The sequence below is a fragment of the Pseudomonas sp. GW823-FHT02C02 genome (assembly GCF_058797635.1).
The window spans coordinates 152,601-167,692 of record NZ_JBXAJV010000009.1 but is presented as its reverse complement, the minus strand read 5'-3'; the positions used below and the strand labels follow the sequence as shown (position 1 = coordinate 167,692).

Here is a 15,092-nt window from a genome sequence, read left to right as displayed (position 1 = left end):
ATGAATGCACCGCTGAATGAATACGGCCCGATCAAGGCCGTGATTTTTGATATGGACGGCTTGCTGCTGGACACCGAGGGCATTTATACCGAGGTCACGTCCATGATTGCCGAGCGCTACGGTCGGGTCTTCGACTGGAGCATCAAACAGAACATCATCGGCCGTGGCGCGGGTGATCTGGCGCGGTACGTGGTCGAGGCTCTCGACCTGCCGATCACCGCCGAAGAGTTTCTGGTGATCCGCGAACCGCTGATGCGCGAGCGTTTTCCGCAAGCGCTGGCGATGCCTGGCGCCGAGGAACTGGTCAGGCACTTGAAAGCCAACAACATTCCGATCGCGGTCGGCACCAGTTCTTCGCGTCAGTCGTTCGGCCAGAAAACCACCTTGCACCGCGATTGGTTTGCGCTGTTCGACTTTGTCGTGACGGCCGATGACCCTGAAGTGGGCGCGGCCAAACCGGCGCCGGACATCTTCCTCACGGCGGCGCGGCGCCTGGGCGTTGCGCCCGAGGACTGCCTGGTGTTCGAAGACTCGCCGTTCGGTGTCACGGCGGCGAAAGCGGCGGGGATGACGGCGATTGCGATTCCCGACGCGGCGATGGCTGACGAAAAGTATGCGCATGCCGATGGCATTCTTCGTTCGTTGAAGGCGTTCAAGCCGAGTGCTTGTGGTTTGCCAGCCCTCGAATGGGCTTGAAGTAAAAAGTGTGGGGGCGAGCCTGCTCGCGAAAGCGGAAGGTCAGACGACATCAATGTCGCCTGACGCACCGTCTTCGCGAGCAGGCTCGCCCTCACATTGTGATTGCGTCTAGCGCATCAGGCGCCAAAACCACCGTCGATGGTCAGGCTCGCCCCTGTGATGTAACCGGCTTCCGGCCCGACCAGATAGGCCACAAAGCTGGCGATTTCCTCGGAAGTGCCGTAACGGCCCACCGCCATCAGCGGGATCAGGCTGTCAGCGAAGTCACCGTCGGCCGGGTTCATGTCGGTGTCGACCGGGCCCGGTTGCACGTTGTTGATGGTGATGCCGCGCGGGCCGAGGTCGCGGGCCAGGCCTTTGGTCAGACCTACCAGCGCTGATTTGCTCATGGCGTAAGGGCCGCCACCGGCGAAGGGCATGCGGTCGGCGTTGGTGCTGCCGATGTTGATGATGCGACCGCCTTCAGTCATGTGTTTGGCGGCGGCCTGGGTGGCGATGAACACGCTGCGCACGTTGATGGCCAGGGTCTGGTCGAAATCTTCGAGTTTGAAATCCTCCAGTGGCGCAACGGCCAGCACGCCGGCGTTGTTGACGAGGATGTCGAGGCGACCAAAAGTTTCTACGGTGGTGGTCACGGCGCGGCGAATGGCCTCGGCGTCAGCGCTGTCGGCCTTGATGGCGAGGGCTTTGCCGCCATTGCCGGTGATGCTGTCTTGCAAGGCTTCGGCTTTGGCCGTGGAGCTGACATAGGTGAAGGCAACGGTTGCGCCTTCAGCGGCCAGGCGTTTGACGATGGCGGCGCCGATGCCGCGGGACCCGCCTTGAATCAAAGCCACTTTGCCGCTGAGGTTCTGAGTAGTCATAACGATCTCCGAAGTCCCGAGGCGAGATGCCTCGGTTGATGGAGCCTAGTATTGATTGCGGATTACACGCTGTGTAGACGGCAATTACGATAGTCTGTGTAAACCAGAAGTTTATAGTGGCGCCTATGGAAACCTTCAGCAGTATCGAATGCTTCGTGCGCAGCGCCGAGGTTGGCAGCTTCGCCGAAGCCGCGCGACGCTTGAGCCTGACCCCGGCGGCGGTCGGCAAAAGTGTTGCCAAGCTTGAGGCCCGGCTGGGTGTGCGGCTGTTCCAGCGCAGCACGCGAAGCCTGACGCTGACCGAGGCAGGTCACCTGTTTCTCGGCGAAGTCAGTTCCAGCCTTCACACGATCCAGAATGCGGTGGCCAACCTCGCCAGCGCTGAGGGTCGGCCAGCGGGAACACTGAAAGTCAGCATGGGCACGGTGTTCGGGCGTTTATATGTGGTGCCCTTACTGGGCGAGTTTCTGCGGCGATTTCCGGCGATCAACCCGGATTGGCATTTCGACAACCGGCAGGTCGATCTGATCGCTCAGGGCTTCGATGCGGCGATTGGTGGGGGATTTGAGCTGCCGCAAGGCGTGGTGGCGCGCAAGCTGACGCCGGCGCATCGGGTGCTGGTGGCGTCGGCGGAGTATCTGGCGGCGCGGCCTGTGATCGTCGAGCCTGATCAACTCAAGGACCACGACGGCATCCTGATCCGCTCCCCACAGACCGGTCGGGTGCGTTCCTGGCAATTGACCAGTCGTACTCAGCAACACAACCCGCTGGCGCTGAAGGCGCGCATGACCATGAGCGATTCGGAAGCGGCGTGTGCGACGGCGGCGCAGGGGTTGGGCATTGCGTTGGTAAGCATGCCGTTTGCTGTGGGGTATCTGGAAGCCGGGACGTTACAACGGGTGTTGCCGGACTGGTATGTCGACGACGGCAACATTTCTATCTATTACGCGGAACACAAACTGCTGCCGGGCAAGACCCGGGCGTTTGTGGATTTCATTATTGAGCAGTTTGCGGAGCGGGGGTGGGTGCAGCGGTTCAGTGCGGTTTGAGCCTGGCTTGAGACCGAGTCGCTGCTTTCGCGAGCAGGGGATTTGTGAATGACACAGATCCAATGCGAGCCTGCTCGCGATGAACGATAACGCGGTCTACCGCCCGAACCGCCCCGGCCAACCAATAATGTTCTTCGGCCGTGGCGTCGCATACGTCCGCACCTTGGAAGTGGACAACCCTAATCGCACCAGCGATTCGGCAATGGTCACCGCCGCCGTCACGCCATCCACCACTGGAACCCCGGTGCGCTGGCGAATCTGTTCATCCAGCCCGGCCATGCCGCCGCAGCCCAGGCAAATCACTTCGGCCTTGTCTTCCTGCACCGCCAGTTCCGCCTGACGGACAATCGCCTCCAGCGCCCGTTGCGGATCGGATTCCAGTTCCAGCACCGCCAGACCACTGGCCCGCACCGACGCGCAGCGGTCCCACAGCCCCGACAGTTTTAGCCGGTCCTCGATCAGGGGCACGGTGCGGTCCAGGGTGGTGACCACCGAATAGGCATGGCCGAGGAACATCGCCGTACTGGCCGCTGCATCGGTGATGTCCACCACCGGCACGTTGAGCAATTCCTGCAAGCCTTCGCGACCGTGTTCGCCGTAGCCGGCCTGGATCACCGCATCGAAGGGCTGGTCGTAGGCCATGACCCGGTCCATTACGGCGATGGCGGCCAGATAACTTTCGAAATTGCCTTCGATGGAGTCGGCGCCGAAGTAGGGCGTCAGGCCGACGATTTCCGTTCCCGGCGCGGCCACCGCCTGGGCGGATCGGGCGATGGCCTGGGTGATGGATTCGGTGGTGTTGACGTTGACCACGAGAATTCGCATGAGTAGTCCTTATTGCAGGGCGGTTCTGCGGCCCGTCGCTGGCGGGCCGCGAGTGGATTAGTGGCAGACGTTGTCGACTGCGATGCTTTCACCGCTGACGTCGGCGTAATGGGGCTGTCGCTTGGCGATGATCAGGTAGAGCATTGCGCCAATCCCGGCGCCGATCAGCCACGAGAACGGTGAAACGAGGTGGAAGCCCGGCACCAGCGCCAGGACGATGGCAATCAATGCGGCAGGAATGAACGCCGCTACGGCGCGTAAATTGACCCCGCGGCTGTAGTAATAAGCGCCGTTGGGGTCTTCGCTGTACAACTGCGGCACGTTGACCTGGCCTTTTCGTACAAGCCAGTAGTCGACCATGATCACGCCGTACAACGGGCCTAGCAGGGCGCCGAGGCCGGACAGGAAATACACGATCACCAGTGGGCTGTTGTAGAGGTTCCACGGCAGGATCAGCACCGCGATGGTTGCGCTGATCAGCCCGGCGCGGCGGAAGGTCAGGTATTTAGGCGCCAGGTTACTGAGCACGAACGCCGGGGCGACGAAGTTGGCCATGATGTTCACCGCTACGGTGACGATCAGGAACGCCAGGCAGCCGAGCACCAGGAAGAAGGTGTTGGGGATCGAGGCGATGATTTCAGTCGGGCTTTCGATGATCCGGCCATTGATCTGAAATTGCGCACCACAAAGCAGGACGGTGATGGCCGCGAACACCAGAATATTCACCGGCAAGCCCCAGAAATTTCCGACCTTGATGGTTTTGCGGCACGGCGATGAACGGGCGAAGTCGCAGAAGTTGAGGATCAACGTCCCGTAGATCGCCAGCCACAATGCGCCGCCGGCAAAAATATTGCGCCACATCTCGCCACCGGTCAGCGGCTCGCGGATCGACCACGCGATGGTTGCGTCGGCTTGGGTGTACATCCAGGCGGCGAGCGCGGCGACGGTCAGCAGAATCACCGGCCCGGCGAACGCTTCATAGCGCCGTACCATTTCCATGCCGTAGGCGAGGATGCCCAGTTGCACCAGCCAGATCGCCACGAAACATACCCAGCCCAGGCTCGACAGGCCAAGGATCGAGTTGTGGTCGTAGTCGGCGAAGCCGGGATGCACCGCCGTCAGCAGCACGCGAAACACTACGGACGCCAGGTACGTCTGAATGCCGAACCAGGCGATGGCGATAATGGCGCGGATCAACGCAGGAATTTGCGCCCCGTGGATACCGAAACTGATCCGGCTGATGACAGGAAACGGCACGCCGGTCTTTTGTCCCATGTAGCCGGAAAGGTTCATGAAGCCATACACCAGCGCCGCGCCGATCCCCAGGGACAACAGAATCTGCCAGCCACCCAGACCCAGCGCATACAGGCCAATGGCGAAGGAATAGTTGGCGATGTTGTGAACGTCGTTGGTCCACAGGGCGAAGATGCTGTAGCGGCCCCAGCGTCGGCCTTCGGCCTTGGTCGGCGCCAGGTCCTTGTTGTGCAGGCGCGGGCTGAGCACCACGGGTTCTTGAACAGTTTGATCTTGAGCGGTGGGTGGAAAGGAGGGCAGATCCAGCGCGATGTTGTTATTGGAGAGGCTAGTACGCATTCCGGCAGGCTCCGAGCTTGGCGTCGCGATGACTGTGCATGAGCGTGAGCTCGACAAATCTTCGTCGCGGGCAAAAGCATCATTGGTTACGGGGCATCTGCAGCCTGTACGGGATAGGGCGCTTCAGGCTTGCGGATCTAAGTGTGTGTATGTTTTGAGTTGATTGTATACAAAACATGTATGCACTTAAGCCAGATCCATGCCAGCTACCGATCTATAAAAATAGGTTCTCATTTCGTTTTGTTGATGAATCACGATAAGTGACTGAAAAAAAGGCGATATAAATTGACCGGTTGAACAGGTATTTATTTTTTGTCGGAGGAGGTGGGAAAACTCGACTGGGGAAGTCAGGAAAAGAGGGTGTAACTTTTTGGGGCGCAGAAAACAAAAGTGCACACATAAATGGCACCTATGGTGACATTCGTGTGTACACATTTATAAAACAGAACACTAAGCCTGTGGGAGTGAGACCGGCTTGCCGGGGCATTCAACAGTATCGTTGACTGTTACACCGCTATCGCGAGCAGGCTCGCTCCCACAGGGGAATTCACCCGGCTCGTGCTCAGGCCTTGGACTTGCTGATGATATTCCCCGCATGCAGCCCGCATTCTTTCTGCGTCGCCTCTTCCCACCACCAACGGCCTTCACGTTCATGCTGGTTCGGCAGGACCGGGCGAGTGCAGGGTTCGCAGCCAATGCTGATGAAGCCGCGTTCGTGCAGGCTGTTGTACGGCAGTTCGAGCATGCGGATGTAACCCCAGATCTCTTCGCTGGTCATCTGCGCCAGCGGGTTGAATTTGTAGAGGGTGCGTTCCGGGGTGGAAAACGCGGTGTCGATTTCCATCACCGCAACAGCGCTGCGGGTACCCGGGCTCTGGTCCCGACGCTGGCCGGTGGCCCAGGCGCTCACGCCCGACAGTTTGCGACGCAGCGGTTCGATCTTGCGGATGCCGCAGCACTCGCCATGGCCATCCTTGTAGAAACTGAACAGGCCTTTTTCCTTCACGAACGGCTCCAGTTTCGTGTAGTCCGGGGACACCAGCTCAATGTCGATCTTGTAGTGCTCGCGCACCTGATCGATGAAGCGGTAGGTCTCCGGGTGCAAGCGACCGGTGTCGAGGCTGAACACTTTGACGTTCTTGTTCAGCTTCCAGGCCATGTCCACGAGCACCACGTCTTCGGCGCCGCTGAAAGATATCCACAGGTCATCGCCAAACTCGGCAAACGCAAGTTTCAGGATGTCCTGGGCGGATTTGTTGGCATAGGTCGTGGCGAGTTCCACAACATCGAACGATGGGCTCATCAGGGCGGCTTCCTACAGGTCGGTGGCGCTGGGCGCTCTATATGGGGCTGATGGTAACAAAATCCTGCGGCGGCGGGCGCGCCCTGTGCGTTGCGCGGGGCAGCCTGAGTCGCTAGAGTTCGGCAGTCTTTTACTCGCTCGACTCAATAATCAATACAAATGGGAGTGTCTTGTGGAAATTGCCTGTCTGGATCTCGAAGGTGTGCTGGTCCCGGAAATCTGGATCGCGTTCGCTGAAAAAACCGGTATTGAATCCCTGAGGGCGACCACCCGGGACATTCCCGACTACGACGTGCTGATGAAGCAGCGCCTGCGGATTCTCGACGAGCACGGCTTGAAACTCACTGACATCCAGGAAGTGATCGCGACGCTGAAGCCGCTGGACGGCGCCATCGAGTTCGTCAACTGGCTGCGTGAGCGGTTCCAGGTGGTGATTCTGTCGGACACGTTCTACGAGTTTTCCCAGCCGCTGATGCGTCAACTGGGCTTCCCGACTTTGCTGTGCCATCGCCTGATTACCGACGATTCGGGACGGGTGACGAGCTATCAGTTGCGTCAGAAAGATCCGAAGCGGCAGTCGGTTCTGTCGTTCAAGAGTCTTTACTATCGGGTCATTGCGGCAGGGGATTCCTACAACGACACCACCATGCTCGGTGAGGCGGATGCGGGGATTCTGTTTCATGCGCCGGATAATGTGATTCGCGAGTTTCCGCAGTTCCCTGCGGTGCATACCTTTGAGGACTTGAAGCAGGAGTTCATCAAGGCTTCGAATCGGGCCCTAAGTCTGTAAACCCTGCCTGTGGCGAGGGAGCAAGCTCCCTTGCCACAAAAGCCCGGAATCAAAGGTTTTGCAGGGTGTCGAGCAGAACCTTCACCTTGGTAATCGATTCCTGATACTCCGCCTGCCATTCCGAGTCCGCGACAATCCCGCCACCGCCCCAGCAGCACACTTGCCCATCCTTGACCAGCAAGCTGCGAATGGCGATGGAGCTGTCCATCTCGCCGCGCACGTCCAGGTACAGCAACGAGCCGCAGTACAACCCACGTCGGGTCGGCTCCAGCTCGTCGATGATCTGCATGGCACGAATCTTCGGTGCACCGGTAATCGATCCGCCCGGAAAACTGCCAGCGATCAGATCCAGCGCATCCCGGTCATCCGCCAGTTCGCCGGTCACGCTGCTCACCAGGTGATGCACATTCGGATAGCTTTCCAGGCTGAACAACTCCGGCACCCGCACCGAGCCGATGCGGCAAGTGCGACCGAGGTCGTTGCGCAGCAGGTCGACGATCATCAGGTTCTCGGCACGGTCCTTGGGACTGGCCAGCAGTTCGGCAGCGTTCGCGGCGTCTTCGGCAGCCGTCAGGCCACGCGGACGGGTGCCTTTGATCGGGCGGGTTTCCACATGACGTTCACTGACTTTGACGAAGCGCTCAGGCGACAGACTCAACACTGCACCGCCGTCGGGCAGGCTCTGGAAACCGGAAAACGGTGTCGGGCACGCGGCCCGCAGCGCGACATACGCGGCCCACGGATCACCTGCACATTGCGCACGAAAGCGCTGGGCGAAGTTCACCTGATAACAATCGCCCGCCTGGATGTACTGCTGAATGCGCTCAAGTGCGTGGCGATACTCGTCAGCGCTCAGGTCGGCCTTCATCGGGGCTTTCAAACTGAACGGCTCGATCGGCTCAACCGCAGGCTGACTGAACAAGGCGATCAAGCGCTGGCGCTCGCTGTCGATCAGTGTCGGGTGGAACACCAGTTGACTGGTAGCCAAATGGTGATCGCTGATCAATGCCCAGTCGTACAGCCCGAAACGCGCATCCGGCAATTGCAGGTCGTCCTGCGCCTGGCTCGGCAGGTGTTCAAGATGCCGTCCGAAGTCATAACTCAGATAACCGATCAGCCCGCCGGCGAATGGCAGCTCATCGGAGACTGCCGCTTCACCCAGTCGTGCCAGATGGTCGCGAAGGCGTTGCAGGAAATCGCTGCCACTTTCGTCAGGCAACACCGCTATTTGCTGCAGCGGCCAGGCGCTGAGCAGGTCATAACGCCCGCGATCAGCGGTGGGCCGGCCGCTGTCGAGCAGCACGGCACCGGGGGCATGGCGAATCGCCGCGAAGTACTCGGCGGGGTTGGCGCGATAGGGCAGCGGGTGTACGGAACAGGTCAACATGGGCGGGGCAGATCAGCCATCGAGGCGGGGGTGCGATTGTAGTCCTCTGCAGGATTTGCTCCTAGAGGGGATGTCGGGGATTGGCAGATTGGGGACAGGGTTGCGAGGTTTGGTGACTGTTAGTCAGTCTTCGCGGGCAAGCCTCGCTCCTACGGGTTTGTGCCGTTCGCCGAGAATGTGAACGACGCTAGATCTGTAGGAGCGAGGCTTGCCCGCGAAGGCAGCGACTCGGTTTCGGATCAGCCTTCGACGGCAGGAATATGTCCAAACATCTCCTGAACAAACTCGACCCGCTCCTGAACCGACTCAACAACCCCGCGCGCTTTCAGCTCTTCCAGCCGCGCTTCAACCGCATGGGTGCGCAGCGTCAGGCCGCAATCGTTGGCAATCTGGATGTTTAGCCCGGGCCGGGCATTGAGCTCAAGAATCAGCGGGCCTTTTTCCTGGTCGAGCACCATGTCGACACCGATGTAGCCCAGCCCGCACAGCTCATAACAGCCGGCAGCGAGTTTCATGAAACCGTCCCAGTAGGGCAGTTGCACGCCGTCCACCGCGTTGGTGGTGTCCGGATGTTTGGTGATGATGTTGTTCAGCCAGGTGCCGCGCAGCGTCTGCCCGGTGGCGAGATCGACGCCGACGCCGATGGCGCCCTGGTGCAGGTTGGCCTTGCCGCCGGACTGGCGCGTCGGCAGGCGCAACATCGCCATCACCGGATAGCCCATCAACACGATGATGCGAATGTCCGGGACGCCTTCGTAGCTGATGCTTTTGAAGATCTGGTCCGGGATCACGCGGTATTCGATCAGTGCGCGGTCACGGTGACCGCCCAGGGAATACAGGCCGGTGAGGATGCTGGAGACATGGTGCTCGATCTCCTCATGACTGATGATCTTGCCGGACACCGTGCGATAGCGGCCCTCGAAACGGTCGGCAACCACAATGATGCCGTCGCCGCCCGCGCCCTGGGCCGGTTTGATCACGAAGTCGGTGCGCCCGCCGATGATCTTGTCGAGGTTATCGATTTCCTTCTCGGTGGAGATCACGCCGTACAGTTCCGGCACATGAATGCCGGCGGCGATCGCGCGTTCCTTGGTGATGATCTTGTCATCGACAATCGGGTACAGGCTGCGCTTGTTGTACTTGAGCACGTAGTCCGCGTTACGCCGATTGATCCCCATGATGCCCCGGGCTTCCAGGGCCTTCCAGGTCTTCCAGAAGCCGAACATCAAGAGTCAGCCTTCTTGAGGAAAGCCTTGAAGCGCACCAGTTCAGTCAGGCGGTAACCGCGATAACGCCCCATCGCCAGCATGAAACCCACCAGGATCAGCAGGATCGCCGGGAAGGTGAACACGAAGTACACCAGCTCCGGCACGCTCATGATCAGGTGCGCCAGGGAGGCGGCAAACAGCGTACCGATCGCCACTTTCATCGCATGCCCGGAACCGCGTTCTTCCCAGGTAATCGACAGGCGTTCGATGGTCATGGTCAGAATCACCATCGGGAACAGCGCCACCGACAGCCCGCGTTCCAGGCCGAGTTTATGGCTGAACAGGCTGATCGCCGCGATCAGCACCACCACGAAGGTCAGCACCACCGACAGCCTCGGCAGCATCTGCAACTTCAAGTGTTCAAGGTAGGAGCGCAGTGACAGCCCGAGCGCCGTGATGACCGTAAACAGCACGATGCCGAAGCCAAGCTGGGTTTCGCGGAAGGCGAGGGCGATCAGCACCGGGGTAAAGGTGCCGAGGGTCTGCAGGCCGATCAGGTTGCGCAGGATCAGGATCACCAGCACGCCGATCGGGATCATCACCATGATCATGAAGGTCTGCTGGGTTTGCAGGGGCAAACCGTACAGCGAGTATTCGAGGAAGTTGGCGTCGGTGTTTTCGTCGGTCAGCTTGGCCAGTCGAATCGCGTTCATTTCGCTGTTGTTCAGGCTGAACGTCACGTTGGCTTTCTTGCCGCCATCGACGGTGATCAGGCTTTCGTCGCCGGTCCACCACTGCAGGCGGTCGGACGGCAGGCCTTGTTCGCCGGTTTCCGGGTTGAAGTACAGCCAGTCGGTGCCGTTGAAGCTGCGCAGCCAGAGTTCCGGCGTTTGCGGCTGATCGGCCACCAGACGGATGGTGTGGACCTTTTCCACCGGCACGTGGGCGATGGACAGGACCAACTCGACGATTTTCGCCTTGTGCCCGGGGGAAGGATCGCCGCCCAGCAACAGCTTCACGTTGTCATCGTTGAGATTGTTGACACGCTTGATGGCTTCGCCGATGAAGGTTTCGACGTCGGCCGAGTGTTGTCGGATCGGCGCGAGCAGGGCTTCGGCGGCGATTTTTTCCGCACCTTCGACGGCGATGCTGTCGCGGAAGGTCGGGCCCTTGACCTTGGATTTTTCGCCGGTGTAGCGCTTGGTCAGCACCAGGCGGTAATAAAGGGTCTGATTGCCCTTGGCCCGGCGCGCCGACCAGGTCACCTTGCGGTTGCCGTCGACACGGTTTACGGCGACGCCGTAGTTATTGGAAATGAAACTCTCATTGAGGCTGACGTAGTCGCGGCTCAGCGGCGGCACGAACATCTGGATCTTGACCGGGTCTTTGGCACTGGCGACGAACTCGACCTTGGCGTCGATGTTCCACAAGTCGTCGGTGGCGTCCTCGGTCACGGGAATGCCGAGCACGAAAATCTGATAGGCCGTAACTGAAATGCCCAGCACCACCAGGATGGCGATCAGCAGTTTCAGATGGAGGGTAAGAGCGCGCATTGGAATTACTCTGCGGTATGTGCGTCGGTGGCGCAGGCGGGTTTGCCAGCAGCGTATTTAAGACTGGGGTCGACCAGCGCGTCGAAGCGTTTCAGCGCTTCGGAGCCGATCAAGAGCGGGTATTGGAAGGCGCTACGGTCGGTTAGGTTCACTTCGATACTGCGTAAAGCCGAACCCATGCAGATATCCAGCTCGATCACCGGACGGGCGGTGTACTTCTTGCCCTCTTCCGGGTCGTAGTCGCCGGCACGACGCTTGATCTTGCTGACGCGGGCCAGTGGCCGTTCGATGGGGTGCGAATGCGCTGCGTCGATGGCCAGATAGAAGCGCACCCAAGACTCGCCATTGCGTTTGAAACGTTTGATGTCGCGGGCACTCAGGGACGCTGTTTTCGCCCCGGTGTCGAGTTTGGCGGCGACTTCCAGGTTGATGCCGTCCAGGGAAGCATACTCGTTGAGGCCGTACACGGTCTTTTCCCCCGCCACGGCGAAACCGGGCAGGCAAAGAAGATAAAGGAATGTCGGGAGGGGCTTGAGTCTCATAAATCCTGGTGCGCAGCGGTCCGTACTTCAATTCAAGGCCCTGGCATCGCTGCGCAAGCTCCCTCGTATGCCTATCAACTATTTATGACAAGCCGTGCAGATGTCACAGACAAATGCGGGCGGCATTCTAGCACGGTGGGTTTATGGCGCCAGCGCTGGCGGGGGGCTATAAACAGAAGGGCTGCTTTGTTGTGGTGCAGTCGGTTATTAGACGATTGTCGACAATACCTATTTATCCTTTGACTGTTGCGGCTGTTTTCGCTAGTTTTTGCGGCATTGGCTTTCAAGGTGTCGACAATATGCTGGATCAACTCGATCCCCCGGTGGTTACGCAAGACGAGTCGGAGACGCTTTCCGAAAACGTCTTCCGCCGCATTCAGGCGGCCATCGTCAAAGGCGAGATCGCCCCGGGCAGCAAGATCTCCGAGCCGGAGCTGGCGCGCACCTACGGCATCAGCCGCGGGCCGTTGCGCGAGGCGATCCATCGACTGGAAGGCCAGCGCCTGCTGGTCCGCGTACCGCACGTCGGGGCGCGGGTGGTTTCGCTTAGCCATGCCGAGCTGCTGGAGCTCTACGAGATTCGCGAATCCCTCGAAGGCATGGCCTGTCGGCTGGCGGCCGAACGCATGACCGTCGAAGAAATCGACGAACTGCGCCGGGTCCTCGAAACCCACGAGCGCGATGAGGCGTTTCAGGCCGGCGTTGGCTATTACCAGCAGGAAGGCGACTTCGATTTCCACTACCGGATCATCCAGGGCAGCGGCAACCGCACCCTGACGCAGATGCTGTGCGGCGAGCTCTACCAACTGGTGCGCATGTACCGCATCCAGTTTTCCACCACGCCCAATCGCCCGCACCAGGCCTTTGCCGAGCACCACCGAATTCTCGACGCCATCGCCGACCGTGACGGTGAGCTCGCCGAGTTGTTGATGCGCCGTCACATCGGCGCCTCCAAACGCAATATCGCCCGTCACTACCAGGACGGCGCTAACCAGACAGCCACTGAACGAGGTGAGTCATGAGTTCCAACAAGAGCACTCCAGGCCAGCGTTTCCGCGATGCGGTCGCCAGCGAACATCCGCTGCAAGTGGTCGGCGCGATCAACGCCAACCACGCGCTGCTGGCCAAGCGCGCCGGTTTCAAGGCCATTTACCTGTCGGGTGGCGGGGTGGCTGCCGGCTCCCTCGGCGTGCCGGACCTGGGCATCACCGGCCTGGATGACGTGCTGACCGACGTGCGTCGCATTACCGACGTGTGCGACCTGCCGCTGCTGGTGGACGTGGACACCGGTTTCGGTTCCTCGGCGTTCAACGTCGCGCGCACCGTCAAGTCGATGATCAAGTTCGGCGCGGCGGCGATCCATATTGAAGACCAGGTCGGCGCCAAGCGCTGCGGTCACCGTCCGAATAAAGAGATCGTGTCGCTGCAGGAAATGGTCGACCGGATCAAGGCCGCCGTCGATGCGCGTACCGATGACAGCTTCGTGATCATGGCTCGCACCGACGCCCTGGCAGTGGAAGGTCTGGAATCCGCGCTGGATCGCGCCGCCGCCTGCATCGAAGCCGGCGCCGACATGATCTTCCCGGAAGCCATCACCGAACTGGACATGTACAAGCTGTTCGCCAACCGCGTGAAAGCGCCGATCCTGGCTAACATCACCGAATTCGGCGCGACGCCGCTGTACACCACCGAGCAACTTGCCGCTGCCGATGTGTCGCTGGTGCTGTACCCGCTGTCCGCTTTCCGCGCGATGAACAAGGCGGCGGAAAACGTCTACACCGCAATCCGTCGCGACGGCACGCAACAGAACGTGATCGACACCATGCAGACCCGCATGGAGCTTTACGATCGAATCGACTACCACACCTTCGAGCAGAAGCTCGATGCGTTGTTTGCCGCGAAGAAGTAACGAAAGCCCTGTAGGAGCGAAGCTTGCTCTGGGCGGCGATCCGACGAAGACGCACTGACATTCACATTAATGTCGTCTGATACAGCGCTTTCGCGAGCAAGCATCGCTCCTACAAGTTTCCCTGACAAATTCAAGAAAAACTGGAGACAGCAATGGCCGAAGCAAAAGTACTCAGTGGCGCCGGGCTCCGTGGCCAGGTTGCCGGGCAAACCGCTCTGTCCACCGTGGGCCAATCGGGCGCAGGCCTGACCTATCGCGGCTACGACGTTCGCGAACTGGCGGCCGACGCGCAATTCGAAGAAGTGGCTTATCTGCTGCTTTACGGTGAATTGCCGACCAAGGCACAACTCGCCGCTTACATCAGCAAACTGGGCAAGCTGCGCGACCTGCCGCAAGCACTCAAAGAAGTGCTGGAACGCATTCCTGCCGACGCCCACCCGATGGACGTGATGCGTACCGGTTGCTCGTTCCTGGGCAACATCGAGCCGGAGAAAGACTTCTCCGAACAACACGACGTGACCGACCGCCTGCTGGCCGCGTTCCCGGCGATCATGTGCTACTGGTATCGCTTCAGCCATGACGGCAAGCGCATCAGCTGCGTGAGCGACGAACAATCCATCGGCGGCCACTTCCTGCACTTGCTGCACGGCAAGAAACCGAGCGATTTGCACGTCAAAGTGATGAACGTTTCGCTGATCCTCTACGCGGAACACGAGTTCAACGCCTCGACGTTCACCGCACGGGTGTGCGCCTCGACGCTGTCGGACATGTATTCCTGCGTCACCGCGGCCATCGGTTCGTTGCGCGGCCCTCTGCACGGCGGCGCCAACGAAGCAGCGATGGAAATGATCGAGCGCTTCTCGTCGCCTGAAGAGGCCGTCGAGGGCACCCTCGGCATGCTGGCGCGCAAGGACAAGATCATGGGCTTCGGCCACGCGATCTATAAAGACAACGATCCGCGTAACGAAGTGATCAAGGGCTGGTCGAAAAAACTCGCTGAAGAAGTGGGCGACACCGTGCTGTTCCAAGTTTCCGAAGCCATCGACGCGACCATGTGGGAACAGAAGAAACTGTTCCCGAACGCCGACTTCTACCATGCGTCGACGTACCACTTCATGGGCATCCCGACCAAGTTGTTCACACCGATCTTCGTTTGCTCGCGCCTGACCGGCTGGGCGGCGCACGTGTTCGAACAACGCGCCAACAACCGCATCATCCGCCCGAGCGCCGAGTATGTCGGCGTCGAACAGCGCAAGTTCGTGCCAATCGAACAACGCTGAATGGTGAAGGCCGGCACCGGGATCTGAACTCTACGCAGATCCCTGTAGGAGCGAGCCTGCTCGCGATGACGGACTGACATTCAAAATGGAT

The 15,092-nt window shown here is 60.1% G+C and carries 14 protein-coding genes; 6 read left to right on the top strand and 8 right to left on the bottom strand.

Annotation, left to right across the window (positions count from 1 at the left end):
- Positions 1–696, top strand: coding sequence for an HAD-IA family hydrolase (locus AC1ROI_RS18010; protein ID WP_010456572.1), 696 nt, complete (start codon positions 1–3; stop codon positions 694–696).
- Positions 697–815: 119 nt separating this feature from the next.
- Here the strand turns inward: AC1ROI_RS18010 and AC1ROI_RS18005 are convergent, their stop codons facing one another.
- Positions 816–1,562 (bottom strand): 3-oxoacyl-ACP reductase family protein, encoded by a 747-nt coding sequence (locus AC1ROI_RS18005; RefSeq protein WP_083376053.1) that lies wholly within the window; start codon positions 1,560–1,562, stop codon positions 816–818.
- A 125-nt stretch (positions 1,563–1,687) separates the two neighbouring features.
- Between AC1ROI_RS18005 and AC1ROI_RS18000 the strand changes: the two genes are divergently transcribed.
- The gene (locus tag AC1ROI_RS18000; protein WP_010456568.1) at positions 1,688–2,611 is read left to right on the top strand and encodes a LysR family transcriptional regulator; all 924 of its coding nucleotides are present in this window, start codon (positions 1,688–1,690) and stop codon (positions 2,609–2,611) included.
- Positions 2,612–2,707: 96 nt separating this feature from the next.
- Here AC1ROI_RS18000 and AC1ROI_RS17995 read toward each other — a convergent pair whose 3' ends face one another.
- The 3 genes from AC1ROI_RS17995 to AC1ROI_RS17985 all read right to left on the bottom strand — a co-directional run bounded on the left by AC1ROI_RS17995 (position 2,708) and on the right by AC1ROI_RS17985 (position 6,332).
- The gene (locus AC1ROI_RS17995) at positions 2,708–3,436 is read right to left on the bottom strand and encodes an aspartate/glutamate racemase family protein (protein WP_010456567.1); all 729 of its coding nucleotides are present in this window, start codon (positions 3,434–3,436) and stop codon (positions 2,708–2,710) included.
- A gap of 57 nt (positions 3,437–3,493) precedes the next feature.
- Positions 3,494–5,029 (bottom strand): NCS1 family nucleobase:cation symporter-1, encoded by a 1,536-nt coding sequence (locus tag AC1ROI_RS17990; RefSeq protein WP_077748186.1) that lies wholly within the window; start codon positions 5,027–5,029, stop codon positions 3,494–3,496.
- Positions 5,030–5,591: 562 nt separating this feature from the next.
- Complete coding sequence (locus tag AC1ROI_RS17985; RefSeq protein ID WP_010456562.1) at positions 5,592–6,332, bottom strand: phosphoadenylyl-sulfate reductase; 741 nt, start codon at positions 6,330–6,332, stop codon at positions 5,592–5,594.
- Between the two features lie 172 nt (positions 6,333–6,504).
- Here AC1ROI_RS17985 and thrH point away from each other — a divergent pair, with 172 nt between their 5' ends.
- Positions 6,505–7,122, top strand: coding sequence for a bifunctional phosphoserine phosphatase/homoserine phosphotransferase ThrH (thrH, locus tag AC1ROI_RS17980; RefSeq protein ID WP_010456561.1), 618 nt, complete (start codon positions 6,505–6,507; stop codon positions 7,120–7,122).
- 49 nt (positions 7,123–7,171) lie between these two features.
- Here the strand turns inward: thrH and pabB are convergent, their stop codons facing one another.
- From pabB to rloA, 4 genes are all read right to left on the bottom strand, one after another.
- The gene (gene pabB, locus AC1ROI_RS17975) at positions 7,172–8,509 is read right to left on the bottom strand and encodes an aminodeoxychorismate synthase component I (RefSeq protein ID WP_102595491.1); all 1,338 of its coding nucleotides are present in this window, start codon (positions 8,507–8,509) and stop codon (positions 7,172–7,174) included.
- Positions 8,510–8,748: 239 nt separating this feature from the next.
- Positions 8,749–9,735: an alpha-L-glutamate ligase-like protein gene (locus AC1ROI_RS17970; protein ID WP_010456557.1), complete on the bottom strand. Its 987-nt coding sequence runs from the start codon at positions 9,733–9,735 to the stop codon at positions 8,749–8,751.
- Positions 9,735–11,270 (bottom strand): osmotic stress tolerance membrane protein RloB, encoded by a 1,536-nt coding sequence (gene rloB / locus AC1ROI_RS17965; RefSeq protein ID WP_010456555.1) that lies wholly within the window; start codon positions 11,268–11,270, stop codon positions 9,735–9,737. Before rloB ends, AC1ROI_RS17970 begins: the two co-directional genes overlap by 1 nt.
- Before the next feature lie 5 nt (positions 11,271–11,275).
- Complete coding sequence (gene rloA / locus AC1ROI_RS17960; RefSeq protein WP_010456553.1) at positions 11,276–11,812, bottom strand: retropepsin-like aspartic peptidase RloA; 537 nt, start codon at positions 11,810–11,812, stop codon at positions 11,276–11,278.
- Between the two features lie 299 nt (positions 11,813–12,111).
- Between rloA and AC1ROI_RS17955 the strand changes: the two genes are divergently transcribed.
- The 3 genes from AC1ROI_RS17955 to prpC all read left to right on the top strand — a co-directional run bounded on the left by AC1ROI_RS17955 (position 12,112) and on the right by prpC (position 15,001).
- On the top strand, positions 12,112–12,834 hold the full coding sequence (locus AC1ROI_RS17955) for a GntR family transcriptional regulator (protein ID WP_010456551.1): 723 nt from the start codon (positions 12,112–12,114) through the stop codon (positions 12,832–12,834).
- Positions 12,831–13,721 (top strand): methylisocitrate lyase, encoded by an 891-nt coding sequence (gene prpB, locus AC1ROI_RS17950; RefSeq protein WP_010456549.1) that lies wholly within the window; start codon positions 12,831–12,833, stop codon positions 13,719–13,721. The genes AC1ROI_RS17955 and prpB overlap by 4 nt, the downstream gene beginning before the upstream one ends.
- A gap of 152 nt (positions 13,722–13,873) precedes the next feature.
- On the top strand, positions 13,874–15,001 hold the full coding sequence (gene prpC / locus AC1ROI_RS17945; protein WP_102595490.1) for a bifunctional 2-methylcitrate synthase/citrate synthase: 1,128 nt from the start codon (positions 13,874–13,876) through the stop codon (positions 14,999–15,001).
- The last annotated feature ends 91 nt before the right edge of the window (positions 15,002–15,092 follow it).